The organism is Citrobacter sp. UYEF32, from assembly GCF_040546205.1.
GTDB lineage: Bacteria > Pseudomonadota > Gammaproteobacteria > Enterobacterales > Enterobacteriaceae > Phytobacter > Phytobacter diazotrophicus.
In genome coordinates, this window is the sequence record NZ_JBEPNI010000004.1 from 578,285 (window position 1) to 600,220 (window position 21,936).

20 protein-coding genes are annotated in these 21,936 nt (G+C 53.6%); 13 read left to right on the plus strand and 7 right to left on the minus strand.

Annotation, left to right across the window (positions count from 1 at the left end; genetic code table 11):
- Positions 1–16: 16 nt before the first annotated feature.
- Genes mlaD through mlaF form a run of 3 tightly spaced genes read right to left on the minus strand, consistent with a single transcriptional unit; the run spans position 17 to position 2,175 of the window.
- Entirely contained in the window at positions 17–568 is a 552-nt protein-coding gene (gene mlaD, locus ABIB59_RS14125; protein ID WP_039077459.1) for an outer membrane lipid asymmetry maintenance protein MlaD, read from the minus strand.
- A 4-nt stretch (positions 569–572) separates the two neighbouring features.
- Positions 573–1,355 carry a lipid asymmetry maintenance ABC transporter permease subunit MlaE gene (mlaE, locus tag ABIB59_RS14130; protein ID WP_039077458.1) on the minus strand — a complete coding sequence of 261 codons (783 nt, stop codon included), beginning with the start codon at positions 1,353–1,355 and terminating at the stop codon, positions 573–575.
- A gap of 7 nt (positions 1,356–1,362) precedes the next feature.
- Positions 1,363–2,175 (minus strand): phospholipid ABC transporter ATP-binding protein MlaF, encoded by an 813-nt coding sequence (gene mlaF / locus ABIB59_RS14135; RefSeq protein ID WP_335256953.1) that lies wholly within the window; start codon positions 2,173–2,175, stop codon positions 1,363–1,365.
- A gap of 232 nt (positions 2,176–2,407) precedes the next feature.
- Here mlaF and ABIB59_RS14140 point away from each other — a divergent pair, with 232 nt between their 5' ends.
- From ABIB59_RS14140 to npr, 11 genes are all read left to right on the plus strand, one after another.
- Positions 2,408–3,385: a calcium/sodium antiporter gene (locus tag ABIB59_RS14140; protein ID WP_125123812.1), complete on the plus strand. Its 978-nt coding sequence runs from the start codon at positions 2,408–2,410 to the stop codon at positions 3,383–3,385.
- A gap of 14 nt (positions 3,386–3,399) precedes the next feature.
- Positions 3,400–4,386 (plus strand): arabinose-5-phosphate isomerase KdsD, encoded by a 987-nt coding sequence (gene kdsD / locus ABIB59_RS14145; protein ID WP_039077455.1) that lies wholly within the window; start codon positions 3,400–3,402, stop codon positions 4,384–4,386.
- A 14-nt stretch (positions 4,387–4,400) separates the two neighbouring features.
- Positions 4,401–4,967, plus strand: coding sequence for a 3-deoxy-manno-octulosonate-8-phosphatase KdsC (kdsC, locus tag ABIB59_RS14150; protein ID WP_039077454.1), 567 nt, complete (start codon positions 4,401–4,403; stop codon positions 4,965–4,967).
- On the plus strand, positions 4,964–5,539 hold the full coding sequence (lptC, locus tag ABIB59_RS14155) for an LPS export ABC transporter periplasmic protein LptC (RefSeq protein ID WP_039077453.1): 576 nt from the start codon (positions 4,964–4,966) through the stop codon (positions 5,537–5,539). Before kdsC ends, lptC begins: the two co-directional genes overlap by 4 nt.
- The gene (lptA, locus tag ABIB59_RS14160) at positions 5,508–6,074 is read left to right on the plus strand and encodes a lipopolysaccharide ABC transporter substrate-binding protein LptA (RefSeq protein ID WP_071194439.1); all 567 of its coding nucleotides are present in this window, start codon (positions 5,508–5,510) and stop codon (positions 6,072–6,074) included. The genes lptC and lptA overlap by 32 nt, the downstream gene beginning before the upstream one ends.
- 6 nt (positions 6,075–6,080) lie before the next feature.
- Positions 6,081–6,806: an LPS export ABC transporter ATP-binding protein gene (gene lptB / locus ABIB59_RS14165; protein ID WP_039077451.1), complete on the plus strand. Its 726-nt coding sequence runs from the start codon at positions 6,081–6,083 to the stop codon at positions 6,804–6,806.
- Between the two features lie 48 nt (positions 6,807–6,854).
- Complete coding sequence (gene rpoN / locus ABIB59_RS14170; protein ID WP_071194438.1) at positions 6,855–8,288, plus strand: RNA polymerase factor sigma-54; 1,434 nt, start codon at positions 6,855–6,857, stop codon at positions 8,286–8,288.
- 22 nt (positions 8,289–8,310) lie between these two features.
- On the plus strand, positions 8,311–8,598 hold the full coding sequence (gene hpf / locus ABIB59_RS14175; protein WP_039077449.1) for a ribosome hibernation promoting factor: 288 nt from the start codon (positions 8,311–8,313) through the stop codon (positions 8,596–8,598).
- 80 nt (positions 8,599–8,678) lie between these two features.
- A complete protein-coding gene (gene ptsN, locus ABIB59_RS14180; protein ID WP_039077448.1) occupies positions 8,679–9,170 on the plus strand; it encodes a PTS IIA-like nitrogen regulatory protein PtsN in 492 nt (163 codons plus the stop codon).
- Between the two features lie 45 nt (positions 9,171–9,215).
- The gene (rapZ, locus tag ABIB59_RS14185) at positions 9,216–10,070 is read left to right on the plus strand and encodes an RNase adapter RapZ (protein ID WP_039077447.1); all 855 of its coding nucleotides are present in this window, start codon (positions 9,216–9,218) and stop codon (positions 10,068–10,070) included.
- Complete coding sequence (npr, locus tag ABIB59_RS14190) at positions 10,067–10,339, plus strand: PTS phosphocarrier protein NPr (RefSeq protein WP_039077446.1); 273 nt, start codon at positions 10,067–10,069, stop codon at positions 10,337–10,339. Before rapZ ends, npr begins: the two co-directional genes overlap by 4 nt.
- A 38-nt stretch (positions 10,340–10,377) precedes the next feature.
- On the opposite strand, the gene mtgA is transcribed toward npr, so the two are convergent.
- The 4 genes from mtgA to mnmL all read right to left on the minus strand — a co-directional run bounded on the left by mtgA (position 10,378) and on the right by mnmL (position 15,340).
- A complete protein-coding gene (gene mtgA, locus ABIB59_RS14195; protein WP_354035844.1) occupies positions 10,378–11,082 on the minus strand; it encodes a monofunctional biosynthetic peptidoglycan transglycosylase in 705 nt (234 codons plus the stop codon).
- A 20-nt stretch (positions 11,083–11,102) separates the two neighbouring features.
- On the minus strand, positions 11,103–11,756 hold the full coding sequence (gene elbB, locus ABIB59_RS14200; RefSeq protein WP_039077444.1) for an isoprenoid biosynthesis glyoxalase ElbB: 654 nt from the start codon (positions 11,754–11,756) through the stop codon (positions 11,103–11,105).
- Positions 11,757–11,987: 231 nt separating this feature from the next.
- Entirely contained in the window at positions 11,988–14,327 is a 2,340-nt protein-coding gene (gene arcB / locus ABIB59_RS14205) for an aerobic respiration two-component sensor histidine kinase ArcB (protein WP_039077443.1), read from the minus strand.
- Positions 14,328–14,416: 89 nt separating this feature from the next.
- Positions 14,417–15,340 carry a tRNA modification radical SAM protein MnmL/YtqA gene (gene mnmL, locus ABIB59_RS14210; protein ID WP_039077442.1) on the minus strand — a complete coding sequence of 308 codons (924 nt, stop codon included), beginning with the start codon at positions 15,338–15,340 and terminating at the stop codon, positions 14,417–14,419.
- A gap of 679 nt (positions 15,341–16,019) precedes the next feature.
- Here mnmL and gltB point away from each other — a divergent pair.
- Both gltB and gltD read left to right on the plus strand, forming a co-directional pair.
- A complete protein-coding gene (gltB, locus tag ABIB59_RS14215) occupies positions 16,020–20,480 on the plus strand; it encodes a glutamate synthase large subunit (RefSeq protein WP_354035847.1) in 4,461 nt (1,486 codons plus the stop codon).
- A 9-nt stretch (positions 20,481–20,489) separates the two neighbouring features.
- The gene (gltD, locus tag ABIB59_RS14220; protein ID WP_079497052.1) at positions 20,490–21,908 is read left to right on the plus strand and encodes a glutamate synthase subunit GltD; all 1,419 of its coding nucleotides are present in this window, start codon (positions 20,490–20,492) and stop codon (positions 21,906–21,908) included.
- Positions 21,909–21,936 lie beyond the last annotated feature (28 nt).

Genomic DNA, 21,936 nt, shown 5'->3' on the forward strand with positions numbered 1-21,936 from the left:
GCGTCAACTCTCCTCGTTAATTCGTCTTACCAGCAGACGGTGCGCTGGAAGTATCATCCTGCGGTTTTGACTGCGCATCGCCAGAATTCTTATTGTCACTGCCTTTACTGTTGTAAAGGAATTGTCCGATCAGGTCCTCAAGCACCATGGCGGATTTCGTATCCTGGATTGTGCTGCCTTCTTTAAGCATAGAAGTTCCCAGCTCAGGATCCTCAAAACCTATGTTCAAAGCCAAATATTGCTCACCCAGCAAACCTGACGTGCGAATAGCCAGCGAACTTGTATCCGGAATCTGGTTATAACGTTCTTCGATATCCATCGCGACGCGCGGCAGATAGGTTTTCGGATCAAGTTCAATATCCGCAACACGGCCAACCACTACGCCACCAATACGGACCGGCGAGCGTGCTTTCAGACCGCCAATGTTGTCGAAGGTTGCGTACACGCGATACGTCGGTTCGGTGCGCATAGAGGCGACATCGGCCGCTTTCAGGCAGATAAACAGCCCCGCCAGCAGCGCCAGTAACAGAAAAATGCCTACCCAAATTTCACTTTTTTTCGTTTGCATGAACTCAATTCCCAAACATCAATGCGGTGAGCACAAAATCCAGACCAAGAACGGCCAGTGAAGAGTGCACAACGGTACGCGTCGTTGCCCGACTGATCCCAGCAGAAGTCGGGATCGCGTCGTAACCATTAAATAAAGCAATCCAGGTTACAGTGATAGCAAAGACGACGCTCTTAATCAGACAGTTCACCAGATCCAGTCGCCAGTCGACGGCATTTTGCATCGCCGACCAGAAGAACCCTGAGTCGATTCCTTTCCAGTTCACACCCACCAGCGAGCCGCCCCAGATACCAACTGCAACGAAGATAATCGTCAGCAATGGCAAGGAGATAACACCCGCCCAAAAGCGAGGGGAAATCACGCGCCGCAGTGGGTCAACAGCCATCATTTCAAGGCTTGAAAGTTGCTCAGTCGCGCGCATCAGGCCAATTTCCGCAGTCAGTGCAGACCCCGCACGCCCTGCATATAGCAGCGCAGCGACAACGGGCCCCAGCTCACGCAACAAGGAGAGTGCCACCAGCATTCCCAGACTGGTTTCCGCGCTGTAGGTCGTCAGCACCAGATAACCCTGCAAGCCAAGCACCATGCCGATAAAGACGCCGGACACGATAATAATGAGCATCGACAGGACACCCACATTATAGAGTTGGCGCACCAGCAACGGCGCGTGTTTGCCAAATTCCGGCTTACCGACCAGCGCGTTGAAGAGCATTAAACCAGCGCGGCCAAACGTCGCGATCGTCTTAATCCCGCGATGTCCAAGCGACGCCAGTGCATGTAACAACATGAGTGGCTTAACTCCCTGTCTCAAATAAATCGGATTGATATTGACCTGCGGGATAGCGGAACGGCACGGGGCCGTCAGCAATGCCGTCGAGGAACTGACGGACACGAGGGTCGGCGTTTTCTTGCAAGCCTTGCGCGCTGCCCTGCGCCACAATTTTCCGGTCTGCAACTATATACGCATAGTCGGCGATGCTCAGCACTTCCGGCACGTCATGGGAGACGACAACACAGGTTACGCCCAGCGCGCTATTCAGTTCGGAGATAAGCTTCACCAGCACACCCATGGTAATAGGATCCTGGCCGACAAAAGGTTCGTCGAACATGATTAAATCAGGTTCCAGCGCGATAGCCCTTGCCAGCGCCGCACGACGCGCCATCCCGCCAGAAAGTTCAGAAGGCATGAGTTTTGCCGCACCGCGCAGCCCTACCGCCTCCAGTTTCATCATGACCGTACTTTTCAGCAACGCAGTCGGTAAGTTCGTATGTTCGCGCAGCGGATAGGCGACATTATCGAACACGGTCATATCGGTAAATAATGCGCCGGACTGGAACAACATGCTCATCCGTTTACGCACGGTAAACAGCCGGGAGCGACTCATCTCGGGGATATTCTCGCCGTCAAAGAGGATCTCACCCGCGTCTGGCGGTATCTGTCCACCAATAAGACGAAGCAACGTTGTTTTACCAATCCCGGACGGACCCATGATGGCGGTGATTTTACCGCGCGGCACCGTCAGCGAGATATTGTCGAAAATACGCCGACTTCCACGGGAGAAACTCACGCCACGGATATCGACCAGATTCGCCACAGTCTGGCTCATTCTTTCTTCCTTATAAGCCTTGATTGGGTCTAAGCATGATGCCGGATAACAGCAAGAACCCACCATTTTTACAGAATATTACCCGTATGAGTTAGCGAAAGCTGGCATTTGTTTTACTTTTGAGCCGCATAAAGTCAAAATTAAGAATTCTCTACGCCGCTTAAAATTCCCGGTTTTCCCCGGCAATCGCAGCCTGCGGACCGGCAGATTATACCTCAAGAAAGGACTTTAGATGCTTTTAGCGACGGCGCTGTTAATTATTGGTTTACTGTTAGTGGTATACAGCGCTGACCGATTGGTATTCGCCGCCTCGATTTTATGCCGCAGTCTGGGCGTTCCACCGTTACTCATTGGGATGACAGTGGTGAGTATCGGCACCTCTCTTCCGGAGATGATTGTCTCCGTTGCTGCCGCCATGCATGGTCAGCTTGATCTGGCGCTGGGTACGGCCCTCGGCTCTAATATCACCAATATTCTGTTGATTCTTGGGCTCGCTGCGCTTCTGCATCCATTTACCGTCCATTCCGATATCCTGCGCCGTGAATTGCCGCTAATGTTAATAACCAGCATGCTGGCAGGGTTCGTCCTGTTTGACGGGCAACTTACCCGGCTGGACGGCCTGTTTTTACTTCTGCTGGCCGTGCTATGGCTGGTATACATTGTTAAAATCGCCCGCCTGGCTGAACTGCAAGGTAGCGATACGCTAACACGTGAACAAGTTGCAGAGTTGCCCCGTGGCGGCAGCCTGTCAGTGGCATTCTTGTGGCTTGGCGTTGCACTCATCATTATGCCGATGTCAACGCGTATGGTCGTAGACAATGCCACGGTGGTCGCAAACTATTTCGCGATGAGCGAATTAACCATCGGCCTGACGGTGATTGCCATTGTGACCGGGCTGCCGGAACTGGCGACAGCTATTGCCGGGGCACGTAAAGGAGAAGACGATATTGCGATCGGTAATATCATCGGCTCGAATATTTTCAACATCACGCTGGTGCTGGGTTTACCCGCACTGATAGCGCCGGGTTATTTTAACAGCCTGGCTTTTACGCGAGATTACGGCGTGATGTTACTGGTGAGCGTCATTTTTGCCCTCACCTGCTGGCGGCGTAAGCAGCAGACAGGCAAAGGAACTGGCGCATTATTATTAGGCGGTTTTATCACCTGGTTGGCACTACTGTACTGGGTTACGCCGCGTTTGACAGGATAACTGGACACACATTTATGTCGCATATCGATCTGCAACCGGGCTTCGACTTTCAGCAGGCTGGCCGGGACGTTTTGCAAATTGAACGTGAAGGCCTGGCTCAGCTTGATCAATACATCAATCAGGATTTTGCACAGGCCTGCGAGAAAATTTTCTATTGCAGCGGCAAAGTCGTCGTAATGGGAATGGGAAAATCCGGTCACATCGGCCGCAAAATGGCCGCAACATTCGCCAGTACCGGGACCTCTTCTTTCTTTGTTCATCCGGGAGAAGCGGCGCATGGCGATCTGGGTATGGTCGGTTCGCAGGATGTGGTGATCGCGCTGTCGAACTCCGGTGAGTCGAATGAGATCCTGGCGTTGATCCCGGTGCTCAAACGACTCAAAGTCTTTCTGATCTGTATGACAAGCCGTCCGGACAGCAGTATGGGCCGCGCGGCTGACATTCATCTGTGCGTGAAGGTGCCGCAAGAAGCCTGTCCATTAGGGCTGGCACCGACATCCAGTACTACCGCCGCACTGGTCATGGGAGATGCCCTGGCCGTCGCGCTGTTGAAAGCCCGGGGTTTTACAGCAGAGGATTTTGCGCTTTCCCACCCTGGCGGTGCGCTTGGGCGTAAGCTCCTGCTGCGGGTCAATGACATCATGCATACCGGGGATGAAATTCCGCATGTGAGTAAAGAGGCCACGCTGCGTGACGCCCTGCTCGAAATCACGCGCAAGAATTTAGGCCTGACGGTTATTTGCGACGATCTGATGAAAATCGAAGGCATTTTTACTGATGGTGATTTGCGCCGTGTATTTGATATGGGCGTGGATGTGCGAAATTTAGGCATTGCTGAGGTCATGACGCCAGGCGGTATTCGCGTACGTCCTGGCACACTGGCGGTGGACGCGCTCAATTTGATGCAGTCCCGCCATATCACCTCTGTTTTGGTTGCCGATGGCGACCAATTGCTGGGTGTGTTACATATGCATGATTTGCTGCGCGCGGGCGTGGTGTGAAAAAGGATCGAAGAATGAGTAAGGTTGGAGCGTCGCTTGCGACATGCTACGGACCCGTCAGTACGCAGGTAATGGCGAAGGCAGAAAAAATTAAGCTGTTAATTCTTGATGTAGATGGTGTTTTATCTGATGGATCTATCTACATGGGTAATAATGGAGAAGAGTTGAAAGCGTTCAACGTCCGCGATGGTTACGGTATCCGTTGTGCATTAACGTCCGACATTGAGGTTGCCATTATTACTGGCCGAAAAGCTAAACTGATGGAAGACCGCTGCGAAACGCTGGGCATTACGCACCTCTATCAAGGGCAATCAGATAAGTTGTTGGCTTATCGCGAGTTATTGAGCAAACTTTCGCTGACGCCGGAACACGTTGCGTATGTGGGAGACGACCTCATCGACTGGCCTGTGATGGCTGAAATCGGTTTAAGCGTGGCGGTGGCGGATGCGCATCCGTTGCTCATTCCTCGGGCGAATTATGTCACCCGTACAGCAGGCGGGCGTGGTGCGGTTCGTGAAGTGTGTGATTTGTTATTGCTGGCGCAAGGCAAGCTTGATGAGGCCAAAGGGCAATCAATATGAGTAAAACCAGACGTTGGGTCATCATTGTGCTGTCACTGGTCGCACTGATACTGATTGGGGTGAATCTGGCCGATCGCGAACAGCCAGAACAAGTGACCGTTAACAATACTGACCCAACGTATAAAAGCGAGCATACCGATACGGTAGTCTACAGTCCGGAAGGTGCCTTGAACTATCGGCTGATAGCACAGCATGTTGAATATTATTCCGCTGATGCAATCACCTGGTTTACCCAGCCGGTGCTAACAACTTTCGACAAAGATAAAATTCCCGAGTGGTCCATTAAGGCGGATAAAGCGAAGCTGACCAATGACCGGATGCTTTACCTTTACGGACATGTTGAGGTCAACGCCCTGACCGCGGATGCTCAACTGCGAAAAATTACGACGGATAATGCACAGATAAACCTGATCACGCAGGATGTCGCCTCTGATGATCAAGTTACGTTATACGGAACAACATTTAATTCCACCGGCCTGAAAATGCGCGGCAATTTACGCAGCAAAAACGCCGAGCTTATTGAAAAGGTTAGAAGCTCCTATGAAATTCAGAACAAACAAACTCAGCCTTAATTTTGCCCTGGCCAGTGTCCTTTTTGCCGCCAGTCTTCCGGCGCTTGCGGTGACCGGCGATACCGAGCAACCGATCCATATCGACTCCGATCAGCAGGCGCTGGATATGCAGGGGAATGTGGTGACCTTCACCGGTAATGTTGTCGTGACCCAGGGCACCATCAAAATCAATGCCGACAAGGTTGTGGTAACACGCCCTGGCGGACAGCAAGGTAAAGAAATCATTGATGGTTACGGTAATCCTGCCACCTTTTATCAGATGCAGGATAACGGCAAACCTGTGAAAGGCCACGCCTCCCAGATGCACTATGAGCTGGAAAAAGATTTCGTGGTCCTGACAGGCAATGCCTACCTTGAACAGCTTGATAGCAACATCACGGGCGACAAAATTACCTATCTGGTGAAAGAGCAGAAAATGCAGGCTTTCAGCGATAAAGGCAAACGCGTGACGACGGTTCTGGTGCCGTCGCAGTTGCAGGATAAGAGCAACAATAAAACCCCGGCTCCGGCTCCGGCGCAAAAAAAGAGTAACTAATTCGTTATGGCAACATTAACTGCAAAGAATCTCGCCAAGGCCTACAAAGGTCGTCGTGTGGTGGAAGATGTCAGTCTGACAGTCAATTCAGGCGAAATTGTCGGGCTGCTCGGTCCTAACGGTGCAGGTAAAACCACGACGTTCTACATGGTCGTTGGTATCGTGTCGCGTGATGCGGGCAATATCATCATTGATGATGAAGATATCAGTCTGCTGCCGCTACATGCCCGGGCACGTCGCGGTATCGGCTATTTGCCGCAGGAAGCCTCTATTTTCCGGCGCCTGAGCGTATTTGACAATCTCATGGCGGTACTGCAAATTCGCGACGATCTCACATCCGAACAGCGTGTGGATCGGGCGAACGAGCTGATGGAAGAGTTTCATATTGAACATCTGCGCGACAATATGGGGCAGGCGCTTTCTGGTGGTGAACGTCGTCGTGTCGAAATTGCTCGCGCGCTGGCCGCAAACCCGAAATTTATCCTGCTGGATGAACCGTTTGCTGGCGTTGATCCGATATCGGTTATTGATATCAAACGCATTATTGAGCATCTGCGTGATAGCGGGCTTGGCGTGTTGATTACCGACCACAACGTTCGCGAAACGTTGGCGGTGTGTGAGCGGGCTTATATTGTCAGCCAGGGGCATTTGATCGCGCACGGTACGCCTCAGCAAATCCTTGAAGACGAACATGTTAAGCGCGTATATCTTGGGGAAGACTTCAGACTCTGATAGGGTAGGGTTTATTGACGTGTTTAGTCGGAGAGTACTGCTCTGAATATGAAGCAAGGTTTGCAATTAAGGCTCAGCCAACAGCTAGCCATGACGCCACAGTTGCAACAGGCTATTCGCCTGCTGCAACTGTCCACGTTGGAACTTCAGCAAGAACTCCAGCAAGCTCTGGAAAGTAATCCATTGCTTGAGCAAACCGATCTTCACGAAGAAGTGGATGCACAACAATCCCAGGACAACGAAGGGCTGGACACGGTTGACGCTCTTGAGCAAAAAGAGATGCCCGAAGAGTTGCCCCTGGATGCCAGTTGGGACGAAATCTATACCGCTGGCACCCCTTCCGGTAGCAGCACCGATTACCTTGACGATGAACTGCCTATTTACCAGGGAGAGACCACCCAGTCGCTACAGGATTACCTGATGTGGCAGGTGGAACTCACCCCCTTCTCGGATACCGATCGCGCCATTGCGACCTCCATTGTCGACGCTGTTGATGACACGGGGTATCTCACCGTTCCCCTGGAAGACATCCTGGAAAGCATGGGTGATGAAGAGATCGGTCTGGATGAAGTCGAAGCGGTACTGAAACGTATTCAGCGTTTCGATCCGGTCGGTGTTGCGGCCAGGGATCTGCGCGATTGCCTGTTGATCCAACTCTCTCAATTTGCCAAAGAGACCCCCTGGTGCGATGAAGCGCGTTTAATCATCAGCGATCACCTGGATCTGCTCGCTAACCATGACTTCCGAACGCTGATGCGCGTCACACGTCTGAAAGAAGATGTGCTAAAAGAGGCGGTCAATTTAATCCAGTCTCTTGATCCACGCCCTGGCCAGTCAATCCAGACCGGCGAGCCCGAATATGTCATTCCTGACGTGCTGGTGCGCAAGCACAATGGGCGCTGGACGGTCGAGCTGAACTCCGACAGCATTCCACGTTTGCAAATCAACCAGCACTACGCCGCTATGTGCGGTGGGGCGCGTAACGATGCCGACAGCCAGTTTATCCGCAGCAATCTGCAGGAAGCGAAATGGCTGATCAAAAGCCTTGAGAGCCGGAACGACACCCTGTTAAGGGTGAGCCGCTGCATTGTTGAACAGCAGCAGGCGTTTTTCGAGCAAGGCGAAGAATTTATGAAACCGATGGTTCTGGCCGATATCGCTCAGGCCGTCGAGATGCATGAATCAACGATTTCCCGTGTCACGACCCAAAAATATCTGCACAGTCCGCGTGGCATCTTTGAGCTTAAATATTTCTTCTCCAGTCATGTGAATACCGAAGGTGGCGGCGAAGCCTCGTCAACGGCTATCCGTGCACTGGTGAAGAAATTAATTGCCGCAGAGAATCCTGCGAAGCCGTTGAGTGACAGTAAGCTGACTACCATGCTCTCAGATCAGGGTATTATGGTAGCGCGGCGAACCGTTGCGAAGTATCGAGAGTCTTTATCCATTCCGCCGTCTAATCAGCGCAAACAGCTGGTGTGACCTAACCGATAAGGAAGACACTATGCAGCTTAATATCACTGGACATAACGTCGAGATAACCGAGGCCCTGCGCGAATTCGTCACCGCGAAATTTGCCAAACTCGAACAATATTTCGAAAGGATCAATCAGGTCTATGTTGTGTTGAAAGTGGAGAAAGTGACTCATATCTCGGACGCGACCCTGCACGTAAACGGGGGGGAGATTCATGCAAGTGCGGAAGGACAAGACATGTATGCTGCTATCGACGGTTTAATTGATAAACTGGCGCGGCAGCTCACGAAACATAAAGATAAACTGAAACAACACTAATTGTCCGGGCACTCGTCTGGCGCGTATCACCCTGCCGCAACCCGGCAGGGTGTCTGCACTGGCGACGCTTAGGTGAAATTATGATGAACAACGATTCCGCTCTTCAATTGAGCAATGTCCTTAACCAGGAATGTACCCGTAGTGGCGTTCACTGCCAGAGCAAGAAACGTGCCCTGGAAATTATCAGTGAACTGGCTGCAAAGCAGTTGAGTCTGCCACCACAAGTGGTCTTCGAAGCGATCCTGACGCGTGAGAAAATGGGCAGTACCGGCATTGGTAACGGTATCGCCATCCCTCACGGAAAACTCGAAGAAGATACTCTTCGTGCCGTTGGTGTTTTTGTACAACTGGAAACACCTATCGCCTTCGATGCCATTGATAACCAGCCAGTCGATCTGCTCTTCGCGCTTCTGGTTCCCGCCGATCAGACCAAAACCCACCTGCATACGCTTTCGTTGGTGGCCAAGCGTCTGGCGGACAAAACCATCTGCCGCCGCCTGCGCTCAGCGCAAAGCGATGAGGAGTTGTATCAGATCATCACGCTGACAGAAGGCGAAAATGACGATGCGTAACGCAACAGCCGCCTTTCTGTCATTGGTTCTGAGGAGAATTGGCTCATGGTCCTGATGATCGTTAGTGGTCGTTCGGGCTCTGGTAAGTCAGTGGCCCTGCGCGCCCTGGAAGACATGGGATTTTACTGCGTCGATAACCTGCCGGTCGTCCTGTTGCCAGAGCTGGCAAGAACGCTGGCTGACCGCCAGACGTCAGCCGCCGTCAGCATCGATGTGCGTAATATGCCGGAATCCCCGGAAATTTTTGAGCAGGCGATGAGCAGCCTGCCGGACTACTTCTCACCGCAACTGCTGTTCCTGGATGCCGATCGTAACACCTTGATCCGCCGCTACAGCGACACGCGTCGTCTGCACCCTCTTTCCAGCAAAAACCTGTCTCTGGAAAGCGCCATCGATGAAGAGAGCAATCTGCTGGAGCCACTGCGCTCACGCGCGGATCTCATCGTCGATACATCGGAAATGTCTGTTCATGAGCTCGCCGAGATGCTCCGCACCCGCCTGTTGGGTAAACGCGAGCGCGAGCTGACGATGGTGTTCGAGTCCTTTGGCTTTAAGCACGGTATCCCTATCGATGCCGACTATGTGTTTGACGTACGCTTCTTGCCTAACCCGCACTGGGACCCGAAATTACGCCCAATGACCGGGCTGGATAAACCGGTTGCCGCCTTCCTTGACAGACATACGGAAGTGCACAATTTTATCTACCAGACCCGCAGTTATCTCGAACTGTGGTTACCAATGCTGGAAACCAATAATCGCAGCTATTTAACGGTGGCGATTGGGTGTACCGGCGGTAAACACCGTTCCGTCTATGTGGCTGAACAGCTTGCGGACTATTTCCGCTCGCGCGGTAAAAACGTTCAGTCTCGTCATCGTACGCTGGAAAAACGGAAAACATGACCGTAAAACAAACTGTGGAAATCACCAATAAGCTGGGTATGCACGCCCGCCCGGCGATGAAACTGTTTGAACTGGTTCAGGGCTTTGATGCTGAGGTGCTGCTGCGTAACGACGAAGGAACCGAAGCCGAGGCCAATAGCGTGATTGCGCTACTCATGCTGGACTCCGCCAAGGGCCGGCAGATAGAGATAGAAGCGACAGGCCCCCAGGAAGAAGAAGCGCTGGCGGCCGTCATTGCGCTTTTTATTGCCGGGTTTGATGAAGACTGACTGCTCGCGTTTTCCCTCTCCCAATGGAGAGGGTATCGTCAATGCAGTTTATTGCGTTCCAGGAACTCTTCTCCGCCAAGCTGACGCATCTGGCGCATAATCCACGCCTGACGGCTGCGCACATACCCTGAGGGCGCATCCGCGCGAAAACGTACCGGGTTTGGCAATACCGCCGCCAGCAATGCCGCCTCAGCCATCGTCAACTTGCTGGCGGGTTTATGAAAGTAACGCTGCGAAGCGGCTTCCACACCAAAGATGCCATCGCCAAATTCAGCAATATTCAGATAGACCGTCAGAATACGCCGCTTGGTCCAGACAGCCTCCGTGACCAGCGTTAATCCCGCTTCAAAGCCTTTACGCACCCAGCTTTTACCGTCCCAGAGCAGCAGGTTTTTAATGGTCTGCTGGGAAATGGTTGACGCACCACGAATACGATTTTCATGCTGTTCATTGTGCGATAAGGCTTTTTCAATCGCGCCAAAATCCAGCCCCCAATGGTCCGGGAAATGCTGATCTTCGGCGGCAATCACCGCCAGCGCCGCCCAGGGTGAGATCTCATCCATGCCGACCCAGTCCGAGTGAGCGACATAGCCGAAATCCCCGGTAAGCCACGCCCCAAACTGCCGTTCGACCATCACGGCTGAAAACGGCACCGGCAAAAAACTGAACAGAAGAATACCGCCGCCCCAGAAAATGCCCAGCGCCAGCACCACCCGGAGTAATAGCTTTTTGATTTTCGCCATTAGCGGGCCACGCGCCCCTCTCATTCAGTGAGCACCAGAACGCGAGAGACCAGTTTTTCGATCCCGGCGGCCGCCTCCGCAATATTCTGCGCCAGCATATACGCCGGCGTGGTCACCACTTTGTTGTCCTCATCGACCACAATGTCGTCGACAGGGCAAGGCACGTGTTCAGCCCCCATATCTTCCAGTACTTCAGCGGTATCGATATCCGTGCCAATCGTCAGACGCAGCGGGAAAGCAAAGATTTTTGGCAGCATCGCAGGTGCAATGCACATAAAGCCGAGCGGTTTCCCCGCCTGGTGCATCTCCAGAGCCAGTCGTTTCAGATCCGGATCGACCACGCTTTCACTACCGAGACTGGCAAAGCTGCTCAGGTTTTTCGCTGCGCCAAATCCGCCAGGAACGATCAGCGCATCCAGATCGTTTATTGATGCCTGCGCGATAGGAAGGATCGCACCGCGAGCAATTCGGGCCGCTTCGATCAGCACGTTCCTGCTTTCCCCCATCGGTTCACCCGTAAGATGATTAATGACATCGGTCTGGGGCTTGTCCGGTGCAAAACATACAGCCTCAGCGCCTTCGCGAGCGATCGCCAGTAGGGTGATGACCGCTTCATGGATCTCCGATCCGTCATAAACGCCTGATCCGCTGAGAACAACACCGATTTTTTTCATTTTGCTCATCCTTTATGCAACGTACTCGGGATAATTAAAAATTTTGATAAGGGCGCTACGCTTCACACATTTCGCTGATTCATGTAACAAATACTTTAAGATTTGCTATCTTATGTGCGTGCAGTTCAAATTTTCCCGACTGCGCCCTTGATAAAAAATAGATAACTTTACGGCGCAGCCACGATTTCCCTGGTGTTGGCGCAGTATTCGCGCACCCCGGTTAATCCGGGGTCATTTTTTTCCAGCGTTTGCCACCCACGCTTTCAAGACGTCAACATCGTGCTGCCATTCCTGCTTCATCTCTTCAACCCATTCACCGACGTTATCCCACCAGGCAGGCAGGTCGGGTGACTGAATTTGTTGACCCAGTTGTTGCAGGTGGCGAAGACCGACCGATCCCGCGGCACCTTTGATCTTATGCCCCTCTTCGACGATCCCTTTTTGATCCCGCGCGGTAAGGTTAGACTCCAGTACACTCAGATAGCCCGGCATCATTTTCTCGAATACCGCCAGCCCATCGGTGATCAGCTTCGGACCGACCAGCTCGATATACTGTTCAAGCATCGGGATATCCAGCAGGTTTTGTGATTTTTGACCCTCGGTAACAGACATTGCGTCTTTCTCCTCTTCTTCGCCCGCATCCCAGAATTTCTTAATCATGGCAGTTAATGCCGGGACCGCCAGCGGCTTGCTTAAGACGTCGTCCATCCCTGCATCCAGATACTCTTTTTTATCTTTCAGTACGTTGGCGGTAAGCGCCACCAGCGGCGGTAAATCGTCGCGGGCAAACTGGCTGGTGAGGATGCGCGAAATGTCCAGCCCGGTCATATCCGGCAACTGAATATCCAGCAGTACCAGGTCATATTCTCCAGGTTTGAACATCTCCAGTGCGGCCTTACCGGTCATCGCCACATCCACACTGTTGCCCAGCTTTTCCAGTACGGAACGGGCAACGATCACGTTAAGCTCAATGTCTTCCACCAACAGCACATGCAGCGCTGGCAGCGGCATATCATCGTCTTCAAACGCATCTTCCACTTCCTCTGCCACCGCAGGCGCGTGAACGGTCAGGGTGAAGATCGAACCTTTGCCCGGCTGGCTGGTAACAACAATGTCACCGCCCATGTTTTTCGCCAGGCGACGCGATACCGCAAGACCAATCCCGGTACCGGTAGCAGGCTTGCCGCCATGGCTATCTTTCACCTGATAATACATGGCGAAAATTTTATCCAACTCTTCGCGAGGAATACCAATCCCGGAATCTTCGACCTCGAAGTGCAGCATATCGCCTTCGTCATAGCGCACACGGACGGTGACTTGCCCCTCACGGGTAAATTTGACGGCGTTGCTGATAAGGTTCCACAGGATCTGCCGCAACCGCGTGCCGTCAGTGACCACCTTATGCGGTAACGGCAGGGCAGGCTCCATGACAAAGCGCAGACCTTTCTGGTGCGCCTGCAGGCCGGAAAGGTTTTCCAGGTCGGCGAGGAAGCTGGTGAAATCCACCGGCTGGTTATCGAGCTGGACTTTACGACGCTCCATTTTATCCATATCAATAATATCGTTGAAGATATTGCCCAGAGTGACGGCAGAGACATGGATGGTTTTCAGGTATTTTTCCTGCTCGGCCGTTAAATCGGTATCCAGCAGAATACGGCTCAGCCCGACGATGCCATTAAGCGGCGTGCGCAGTTCGTGGCTGATAGTAGAGATAAAGGTGGTTTTATCGCGGCTGGCACGCTCCAGGGCGTCCTGATAGCGCTTACGCTCGGTGATATCACGCCCGAAGCCCATCAAGCCGTGGCGCTTACCTACGCGGTCATAATAGGGCACCTTGCGAATTTCAAAACAGGCTTTGCGTCCATCCGGATAATCCAGCCACTGCTCATAGGTCAGCGAAACATTGTGGCGAAACACCTTCTCATCGGTCTCAATGACCTTCTCCGCCGCTTCCGGCGCGTAGACATCCTGTGGTTTAAGGTTAATCAGTTGCTTCTCGCTTTTGCCCGTCAGCAGTTCCATTGCCCGGTTACAGCCGGAAAATTCTTTGTCTTCGTTGCGATAGAAAACCAGGTCCGGGGAGGCATCAAGGAAAGAGCGTAAAAAGGTGGATTGCTGTTCAAGCTGAATCTGCGTCTGCTCGCGCTCCTGCATCTCCACTTTAAGCTGCTCAAATGTCGCCTGACGTTCAGCTTCGGCTTTCTCGCGATCCGCCATCTCCTGGTTGAGCCGGGTGATGTTGTCTTTAAGCTGGATATTCAGTTTGAGGTCGCGGTCGCGCATCTCTTCCAGCTTGTCCACCAGCCGCGACAGGCGCTGACGTGACTCTTCAAGCTGCTCAACGACAACCGATAAGAAATAGACCGCCCAGGGGGTAATTAACAAGCCAAAAAAGATAGAGCGAATGACGTCGATGCTCGCCACCTGCCCCTGTAAGACCATCGTCACCGCCATTTGTACGACGATAGCCAGTACCACCAGCGCCAGGGCAAGTAACAGGGAAAAACGAACCAACCCGAGCTTCATCATCAGGTCGACGTAATATTGCGCCAGTAAACGGATTTGCTTCATAGCGATTTCCTTAAACAATTCCGTTCAATAATACCCAATTCTGAGCAACACGTTGAAGGTTGTGCGAAAAATGCGGAGCCAGGCAACCGTCACGGTTGGATCCAGGGGCGACCCACTGCGGAACCTTGCACACCATGTTCAGTAAGATAGCGATCCAGCTCAACCATTCCCGTCCAGCGATTTTCGCACCACAACGGCGCCAGAAGCGTCGGGCGACGGGCGCTGGCAGAGACGCGATGGTAAATCACCTCCGCTGGCGTGGCGCGAATCATCTCCCCGGCGGTGACAGTGTAGTCTTCCAGTTCAATACCCTGCAGACGGCCCGCCTCCCAGGCTTTCGCCATAATGCTGCCCTTCACAATATGCAGGGGATGCAGCTTGATACCGTCTACGCCAGTCTCTACCACGCGATGGAGCGTTTGCAGGCATTCCGACTGCCCTTCCCCCGGCAAACCGACAATAAGGTGGCTACAGACTTTCAGCCCGCGCTCGCGGGCCAGACGGGTGGTTCGCTGGTAACAGGCGAAATCATGCCCACGGTTAATACGGTGCAGCGTTTTATCGTGCGCGGTTTGCAGACCCAGCTCCAGCCAGACTTCATACCCCTGATCTTTGTATTCGCTTAGTAAATCCAGCACCGCCTCGGGTACGCAGTCCGGGCGTGTACCGACACACAGGCCAACAATGCTGGCCTGGCTTATTGCCTGTTGATACATGGAACGCAGCACCTGTACTTCGGCCCAGGTGCTGGTGTAAGCCTGGAAATAGGCGAGGTAGCGTTTAGCGCGATTCACCAGGTTCGCCTGATGCGCCAGTTGTTCGGCAATCGAACGATGCTGCTGCTCTTCATCGGCAAAAGAAGCGACATTGCAAAACGTACAGCCGCCCCGGCCGATGGTGCCATCCCGATTCGGGCAGCTAAAACCGCCGTGAAGCGTCAATTTATGAACCTTTTGTCCATGACGACGGGCAAGATCCCCACCAAACATATTGACTAATTTTTGTAACTGCATAATCTGACAGGCCGTGCCTTTGAAAAGAGGCCAAGCCTGCCATTTTTAGCTTTCGACGGCGATGATGTGGATCAATCGCCCGGCAAGGCTTTTATTCATTGCATAACCAGTCAAGATTGCCGCAATTTCATGCACTCCTCGGGCAATTACTTTTCCTTATGTTCAGACGATATTTTGCAGAAATAGTGTCACAAGTGAAAAACAGTGCGTTCATGTGCTCATAAGAACATTCTCAGAATAATATTCTGAAATCCACATTTCCCTTAGTAGGGTAACGCATTAACAACGCTTCCCGATAGTGAGTCAGATCACATTACTCTGCCGCTCCGCGCTGGGCTTATTGATTGTAAATAAGGTTAAATTCATTTACATATCAATTAATTAAACATCCTTTAGCACATTATTAGATAAATAAGCCTGGCATTTGACCTGTGTACGGATTCCCGATAAGTTGGGAATCCGCTGGAAGCTTTCTGGATGAGTGGTCTGCTCATCATATTTATGCAGTTATTGAGATTCCCTCTTAAGCAAGTCCTCAACACTTGTGTACCGATGCGAAAAGGAAATTAAAGAGGGCGACATGCGAGGCTTTATTTAGCCCCGTCGCCATGCTCTTGCTGTGCCCGCGCGCAATCGGTATCGGATGGGAGTCCCGCAGAGCCTGGGGAGGTTCACTGATATGTTGTACGATAAATCCCTTGAGAGGGATAACTGTGGTTTCGGCCTGATCGCCCACATAGAAGGCGAACCTAGCCACAAGGTAGTGCGTACCGCTATTCACGCACTGGCCCGCATGCAGCACCGTGGCGCAATCCTCGCTGATGGTAAAACCGGCGACGGTTGCGGTCTGCTGCTGCAAAAACCCGATCGTTTCTTCCGTATCGTTGCGGAAGAGCGCGGCTGGCGTTTAGCCAAAAACTATGCTGTTGGTATGCTGTTCCTGAATAAGGATCCAGAAAAAGCCAGCACATCTCGCCGTATTGTAGAAGAAGAACTTCAACGTGAGACCCTGTCTATTGTCGGCTGGCGCGATGTGCCAACCAACGAAGGGGTACTCGGTGAAATCGCCCTCTCCTCGCTGCCTCGTATTGAGCAAATTTTTGTTAACGCCCCGGCTGGCTGGCGCCCGCGTGATATGGAGCGCCGTCTGTTTATTGCCCGCCGTCGCATTGAAAAGCGTCTGCAGGAAGATAAAGAGTTCTACGTTTGTAGCCTCTCTAATCTGGTGAACATCTATAAAGGTCTGTGTATGCCGGCTGACCTGCCGCGCTTCTATCTGGACCTGGCGGATCTGCGTCTGGAATCGGCCATTTGCCTGTTCCACCAGCGCTTCTCCACCAACACCGTACCGCGCTGGCCGCTGGCACAGCCGTTCCGCTATCTGGCGCATAACGGTGAAATCAACACCATCACCGGTAACCGTCAGTGGGCACGCGCGCGTACCTACAAATTCCAGACCCCGCTGATCCCGGATCTGCATGATGCCGCGCCGTTCGTCAACGAAACCGGCTCTGACTCCAGCTCCATGGATAACATGCTCGAACTGCTGCTGGCCGGCGGGATGGATATCGTGCGCGCCATGCGCCTGCTGGTACCACCAGCCTGGCAGAACAACCCGGATATGGACCCGGACCTGCGCGCCTTCTTCGATTTTAACTCCATGCATATGGAACCGTGGGATGGCCCGGCGGGCATCGTCATGTCCGATGGCCGTTTCGCGGCCTGTAACCTGGACCGTAACGGCCTGCGTCCGGCACGCTATGTCATCACCAAAGATAAGCTGATCACCTGTGCCTCCGAAGTGGGCATCTGGGATTATCAGCCTGACGAAGTGGTCGAAAAAGGCCGCGTCGGTCCGGGCGAGCTGATGGTTATCGATACCCGTGGCGGTCGCATTCTGCACTCCGCAGAGACCGATGACGATCTGAAAAGCCGCCATCCTTATAAAGAATGGATGGAGAAAAACGTTCGCCGTCTGGTGCCGTTTGAAGATCTGGCCGATGACCAGGTTGGCATCCGCGAAATGGATGACGACCTGCTGACAAGCTATCAGAAGCAGTTTAACTACAGCTTCGAAGAGCTCGATTCTGTTATCCGCGTACTCGGTGAAAACGGCCAGGAAGCGGTCGGCTCAATGGGTGACGATACCCCGTTTGCTGTGCTCTCCAGCCAGCCGCGTATCATTTACGACTACTTCCGCCAGCAGTTCGCACAGGTGACGAACCCACCGATTGACCCGCTGCGTGAAGCCCATGTGATGTCGCTGGCCACCAGTATCGGTCGTGAGATGAATGTCTTCTGTGAAGCAGAAGGCCAGGCACACCGTCTGAGCTTCAAATCGCCGATCCTGCTGTACTCCGATTTCACGCAGCTCACCACCATGAAAGAGGAGCACTACCGCGCAGATGTGCTGGACATCACTTTCGATGTGACCGAAACCTCGCTGGAAGAGACGGTGAGAGCGCTGTGCGATAAAGCAGAACAGATGGTGCGTAACGGCACCGTGCTGCTGGTGCTGTCTGACCGTAACATCGCTAAAAACCGTCTGCCAGTACCGGCCCCGATGGCGGTTGGCGCGGTGCAGACCCGTCTGGTTGAGAAAAGCCTGCGCTGCGATGCCAACATCATCGTAGAAACCGCCAGTGCCCGTGACCCGCACCATTTTGCAGTGCTGCTGGGCTTCGGCGCCACCGCGATTTATCCGTACCTGGCGTACGAAACGCTGGCAAAACTGGTCGATACCAAAGCCATTGAGAAGAGTTACCGCACGGTGATGCTGAACTACCGCAACGGCATCAACAAAGGGCTGTACAAGATCATGTCCAAAATGGGCATCTCGACGATTGCCTCTTACCGTTGCTCAAAACTGTTCGAAGCCGTTGGTCTGCACGAAGAGGTTTCCGAACTCTGCTTCCAGGGCGTGGTCAGCCGTATCAGCGGCGCAGGTTTTGCTGACTTCCAGCAGGATCTGCTGAACCTCTCCAAACGCGCCTGGCTGGCACGTAAACCGCTCGAAGCGGGCGGTCTGCTGAAATACGTTCACGGCGGTGAATACCACGCCTATAACCCGGATGTGGTGCGCACCCTGCAGCAAGCCGTCCAGAGTGGCGAGTACAGCGACTATCAGCAGTACGCCAAACTGGTGAATGAGCGTCCGGCAGCGACCCTGCGCGACCTGCTGGCTATCACGCCGAACGGCGAAACCGTCAGCATCAACGACGTTGAACCGGCAAGCGAACTGTTCAAACGCTTTGATACCGCGGCAATGTCCATCGGCGCATTGAGCCCGGAAGCGCATGAAGCGCTGGCAGAAGCCATGAACAGCCTCGGCGGCTTCTCCAACTCCGGTGAAGGCGGCGAAGACCCGGCGCGCTATGGCACCAACAAAGTTTCACGCATTAAACAGGTCGCTTCCGGTCGCTTCGGCGTCACCCCGGCGTATCTGGTCAATGCTGACGTGATTCAGATTAAAGTCGCTCAGGGTGCGAAACCGGGTGAAGGCGGTCAGTTACCGGGCGATAAAGTGACCCCGTACATCGCTAAACTGCGCTATTCCGTACCGGGCGTGACGCTGATTTCTCCGCCGCCGCACCACGATATCTACTCTATCGAGGATCTGGCGCAACTGATTTTCGACCTGAAACAGGTCAACCCGAAAGCGATGATCTCCGTGAAGCTGGTTTCCGAACCGGGCGTCGGCACCATCGCGACCGGCGTGGCGAAAGCCTATGCGGATCTCATCACCATCGCCGGTTACGATGGCGGTACCGGTGCGAGCCCGCTGTCATCGGTGAAATATGCGGGCTGTCCGTGGGAACTGGGCCTGGTGGAAACCCAACAGGCACTGGTGGCCAACGGTCTGCGCCACAAAATTCGTTTACAGACAGATGGCGGTCTGAAAACCGGCCAGGACATCATCAAAGCGGCAATCCTTGGTGCGGAAAGCTTCGGCTTTGGTACCGGCCCGATGGTGGCGCTGGGCTGTAAATACCTGCGTATTTGCCACCTGAACAACTGCGCAACCGGCGTAGCAACTCAGGATGAAAAACTGCGTAAAAACCACTACCACGGTCTGCCGTTCAAAGTGACCAATTACTTTGAATTTATCGCCCGTGAAGTGCGTGAGTTAATGGCGCAGCTCGGCGTGAAACGCCTGGTGGATTTGATTGGTCGCACCGATCTGCTCAAAGAGCTGGACGGTTTCACCGCCAAACAACAGAAGCTGGATTTGTCGAAACTGCTGGAAACCGCCGAGCCGCATCCAGGCAAAGCGCTCTACTGCACCGAAAACAACCCGCCGTTCGACAACGGCGTGTTGAACGCGCAGTTGCTGCAGCAGGCCAAACCGTTTGTCGACGAACGTCAGAGCAAAACGTTCTGGTTTGATATCCGCAACACGGACCGTTCTGTCGGTGCGTCTTTGTCTGGCTACATCGCGCAAACGCATGGCGATCAGGGGCTGGCGGCGGATCCGATTACCGTGCACTTTAGCGGTACCGCAGGCCAGAGCTTTGGCGTCTGGAACGCCGGTGGCGTTGAGCTGTATCTGACTGGCGATGCCAACGACTACGTAGGCAAGGGCATGGCAGGCGGTTTAGTCGCGGTACGTCCGCCGGTAGGTTCTGCTTATCGTAGCCACGAGGCCAGCATTATCGGTAACACCTGCCTGTATGGCGCAACCGGTGGTCGTCTGTATGCCGCAGGCCGCGCGGGTGAACGTTTCGGCGTGCGTAACTCCGGCGCGATTACTGTCGTGGAAGGCATCGGCGATAACGGTTGTGAATACATGACCGGCGGTATCGTCTGTATCCTCGGTAAAACAGGCGTGAACTTTGGCGCAGGGATGACCGGCGGCTTCGCCTATGTCCTGGATGAAGACGGCGAGTTCCGCAAACGTGTGAACCCGGAACTGGTGGAAGTGTTGAGCGTCGATGACCTCGCCATCCACGAAGAGCATCTGCGCGGTCTGATTACCGAGCATGTGCACCATACCGGTTCATCTCGCGGCGAAGAGATTCTGGCTAACTGGCCAGCCTTCGCGGAGAAATTTGCACTGGTTAAACCGAAGTCCAGTGATGTGAAAGCACTGTTGGGTCATCGTAGTCGTAGCGCAGCAGAGCTGCGTGTGCAGGCGCAGTAAGGGGCAGCAATGAGTCAGAACGTATACCAGTTTATCGACTTACAGCGCGTGGATCCGCCAAAGAAACCGCTGAAGATCCGTAAGATTGAATTTATTGAAATCTACGAGCCATTTTCGGAAGGCCAGGCCAAGGCGCAGGCAGATCGCTGCCTCTCCTGTGGTAACCCGTACTGCGAATGGAAATGTCCGGTCCATAACTACATCCCGAACTGGCTGAAACTGGCCAACGAAGGGCGTATTTTTGAGGCCGCTGAACTGTCTCATCAGACTAACACCTTGCCGGAAGTCTGCGGGCGCGTTTGCCCGCAGGACCGCCTGTGTGAAGGTTCCTGTACGCTGAATGATGAATTCGGCGCGGTCACCATCGGTAACATCGAACGCTACATCAATGATAAAGCGTTCGAGATGGGCTGGCGCCCGGATATGACCGGCGTGAAGCAGACGGACAAACGCGTGGCGATTATCGGTGCAGGTCCGGCAGGTCTGGCATGCGCCGATGTGCTGACCCGTAATGGCGTCAAAGCAGTGGTGTTTGACCGCCATCCGGAAATCGGTGGTCTGCTCACCTTCGGCATCCCGGCATTCAAGTTGGAAAAAGAGGTGATGACCCGCCGTCGCGAAATCTTCACTGGCATGGGGATTGAATTCAAGCTGAATACCGAAGTCGGTCGCGACGTACAGCTTGATGACTTGCTGAAAGATTATGACGCGGTATTCCTTGGCGTCGGCACCTATCAGTCGATGCGTGGCGGTCTGGAAAACGAAGATGCCGATGGCGTATTCGACGCGCTGCCATTCCTCATCGCGAATACCAAACAACTGATGGGCTTTGGTGAATCGACTGACGAACCCTTCATCAGCATGGAAGGCAAACGCGTTGTTGTTCTGGGTGGTGGCGACACCGCAATGGACTGCGTGCGTACTTCTGTTCGTCAGGGTGCCACCAATGTGATTTGTGCTTACCGCCGTGATGAAGAAAATATGCCGGGTTCAAAACGCGAAGTGAAAAACGCGCGCGAAGAGGGTGTGGAATTCCAGTTCAACGTGCAGCCGCTGGGTGTCGAAGTGAATGCCAACGGTAAAGTCTGCGGCGTGAAAATGGCGCGTACCGAAATGGGTGCGCCAGATGCCAAAGGCCGTCGTCGTGCGGAGATCGTTGCGGGTTCCGAACATGTGGTACCGGCTGATGCGGTCGTGATGGCGTTTGGTTTCCGCCCACACAGCATGGAATGGCTGGCGAAACACAGCGTCGAGCTGGACTCTCAGGGCCGCATCATCGCCCCGGAAGGCAGCGAGAACGCGTTTCAGACCAGCAACCCGAAAATCTTTGCCGGTGGCGATATCGTTCGCGGCTCCGATCTGGTGGTCACCGCCATCGCCGAAGGCCGTAAAGCGGCAGACGGCATCCTCAACTGGCTTGAAGTATAAGAGTTTTCCCGGAAATCCAGGGCAGGCA

What these genes read in the sequence shown, in the direction of transcription:
- mlaD (WP_039077459.1), bottom strand. Translation starts at nt 568, where the DNA reads ATGCAAACGAAAAAAAGTGAAATTTGGGTAGGCATTTTTCTGTTACTG.
- mlaE (WP_039077458.1), bottom strand. Translation starts at nt 1,355, where the DNA reads ATGTTGTTACATGCACTGGCGTCGCTTGGACATCGCGGGATTAAGACG.
- mlaF (WP_335256953.1), bottom strand. Translation starts at nt 2,175, where the DNA reads ATGAGCCAGACTGTGGCGAATCTGGTCGATATCCGTGGCGTGAGTTTC.
- ABIB59_RS14140 (WP_125123812.1), top strand. Translation starts at nt 2,408, where the DNA reads ATGCTTTTAGCGACGGCGCTGTTAATTATTGGTTTACTGTTAGTGGTA.
- kdsD (WP_039077455.1), top strand. Translation starts at nt 3,400, where the DNA reads ATGTCGCATATCGATCTGCAACCGGGCTTCGACTTTCAGCAGGCTGGC.
- kdsC (WP_039077454.1), top strand. Translation starts at nt 4,401, where the DNA reads ATGAGTAAGGTTGGAGCGTCGCTTGCGACATGCTACGGACCCGTCAGT.
- lptC (WP_039077453.1), top strand. Translation starts at nt 4,964, where the DNA reads ATGAGTAAAACCAGACGTTGGGTCATCATTGTGCTGTCACTGGTCGCA.
- lptA (WP_071194439.1), top strand. Translation starts at nt 5,508, where the DNA reads ATGAAATTCAGAACAAACAAACTCAGCCTTAATTTTGCCCTGGCCAGT.
- lptB (WP_039077451.1), top strand. Translation starts at nt 6,081, where the DNA reads ATGGCAACATTAACTGCAAAGAATCTCGCCAAGGCCTACAAAGGTCGT.
- rpoN (WP_071194438.1), top strand. Translation starts at nt 6,855, where the DNA reads ATGAAGCAAGGTTTGCAATTAAGGCTCAGCCAACAGCTAGCCATGACG.
- hpf (WP_039077449.1), top strand. Translation starts at nt 8,311, where the DNA reads ATGCAGCTTAATATCACTGGACATAACGTCGAGATAACCGAGGCCCTG.
- ptsN (WP_039077448.1), top strand. Translation starts at nt 8,679, where the DNA reads ATGATGAACAACGATTCCGCTCTTCAATTGAGCAATGTCCTTAACCAG.
- rapZ (WP_039077447.1), top strand. Translation starts at nt 9,216, where the DNA reads ATGGTCCTGATGATCGTTAGTGGTCGTTCGGGCTCTGGTAAGTCAGTG.
- npr (WP_039077446.1), top strand. Translation starts at nt 10,067, where the DNA reads ATGACCGTAAAACAAACTGTGGAAATCACCAATAAGCTGGGTATGCAC.
- mtgA (WP_354035844.1), bottom strand. Translation starts at nt 11,082, where the DNA reads ATGGCGAAAATCAAAAAGCTATTACTCCGGGTGGTGCTGGCGCTGGGC.
- elbB (WP_039077444.1), bottom strand. Translation starts at nt 11,756, where the DNA reads ATGAAAAAAATCGGTGTTGTTCTCAGCGGATCAGGCGTTTATGACGGA.
- arcB (WP_039077443.1), bottom strand. Translation starts at nt 14,327, where the DNA reads ATGAAGCAAATCCGTTTACTGGCGCAATATTACGTCGACCTGATGATG.
- mnmL (WP_039077442.1), bottom strand. Translation starts at nt 15,340, where the DNA reads ATGCAGTTACAAAAATTAGTCAATATGTTTGGTGGGGATCTTGCCCGT.
- gltB (WP_354035847.1), top strand. Translation starts at nt 16,020, where the DNA reads ATGTTGTACGATAAATCCCTTGAGAGGGATAACTGTGGTTTCGGCCTG.
- gltD (WP_079497052.1), top strand. Translation starts at nt 20,490, where the DNA reads ATGAGTCAGAACGTATACCAGTTTATCGACTTACAGCGCGTGGATCCG.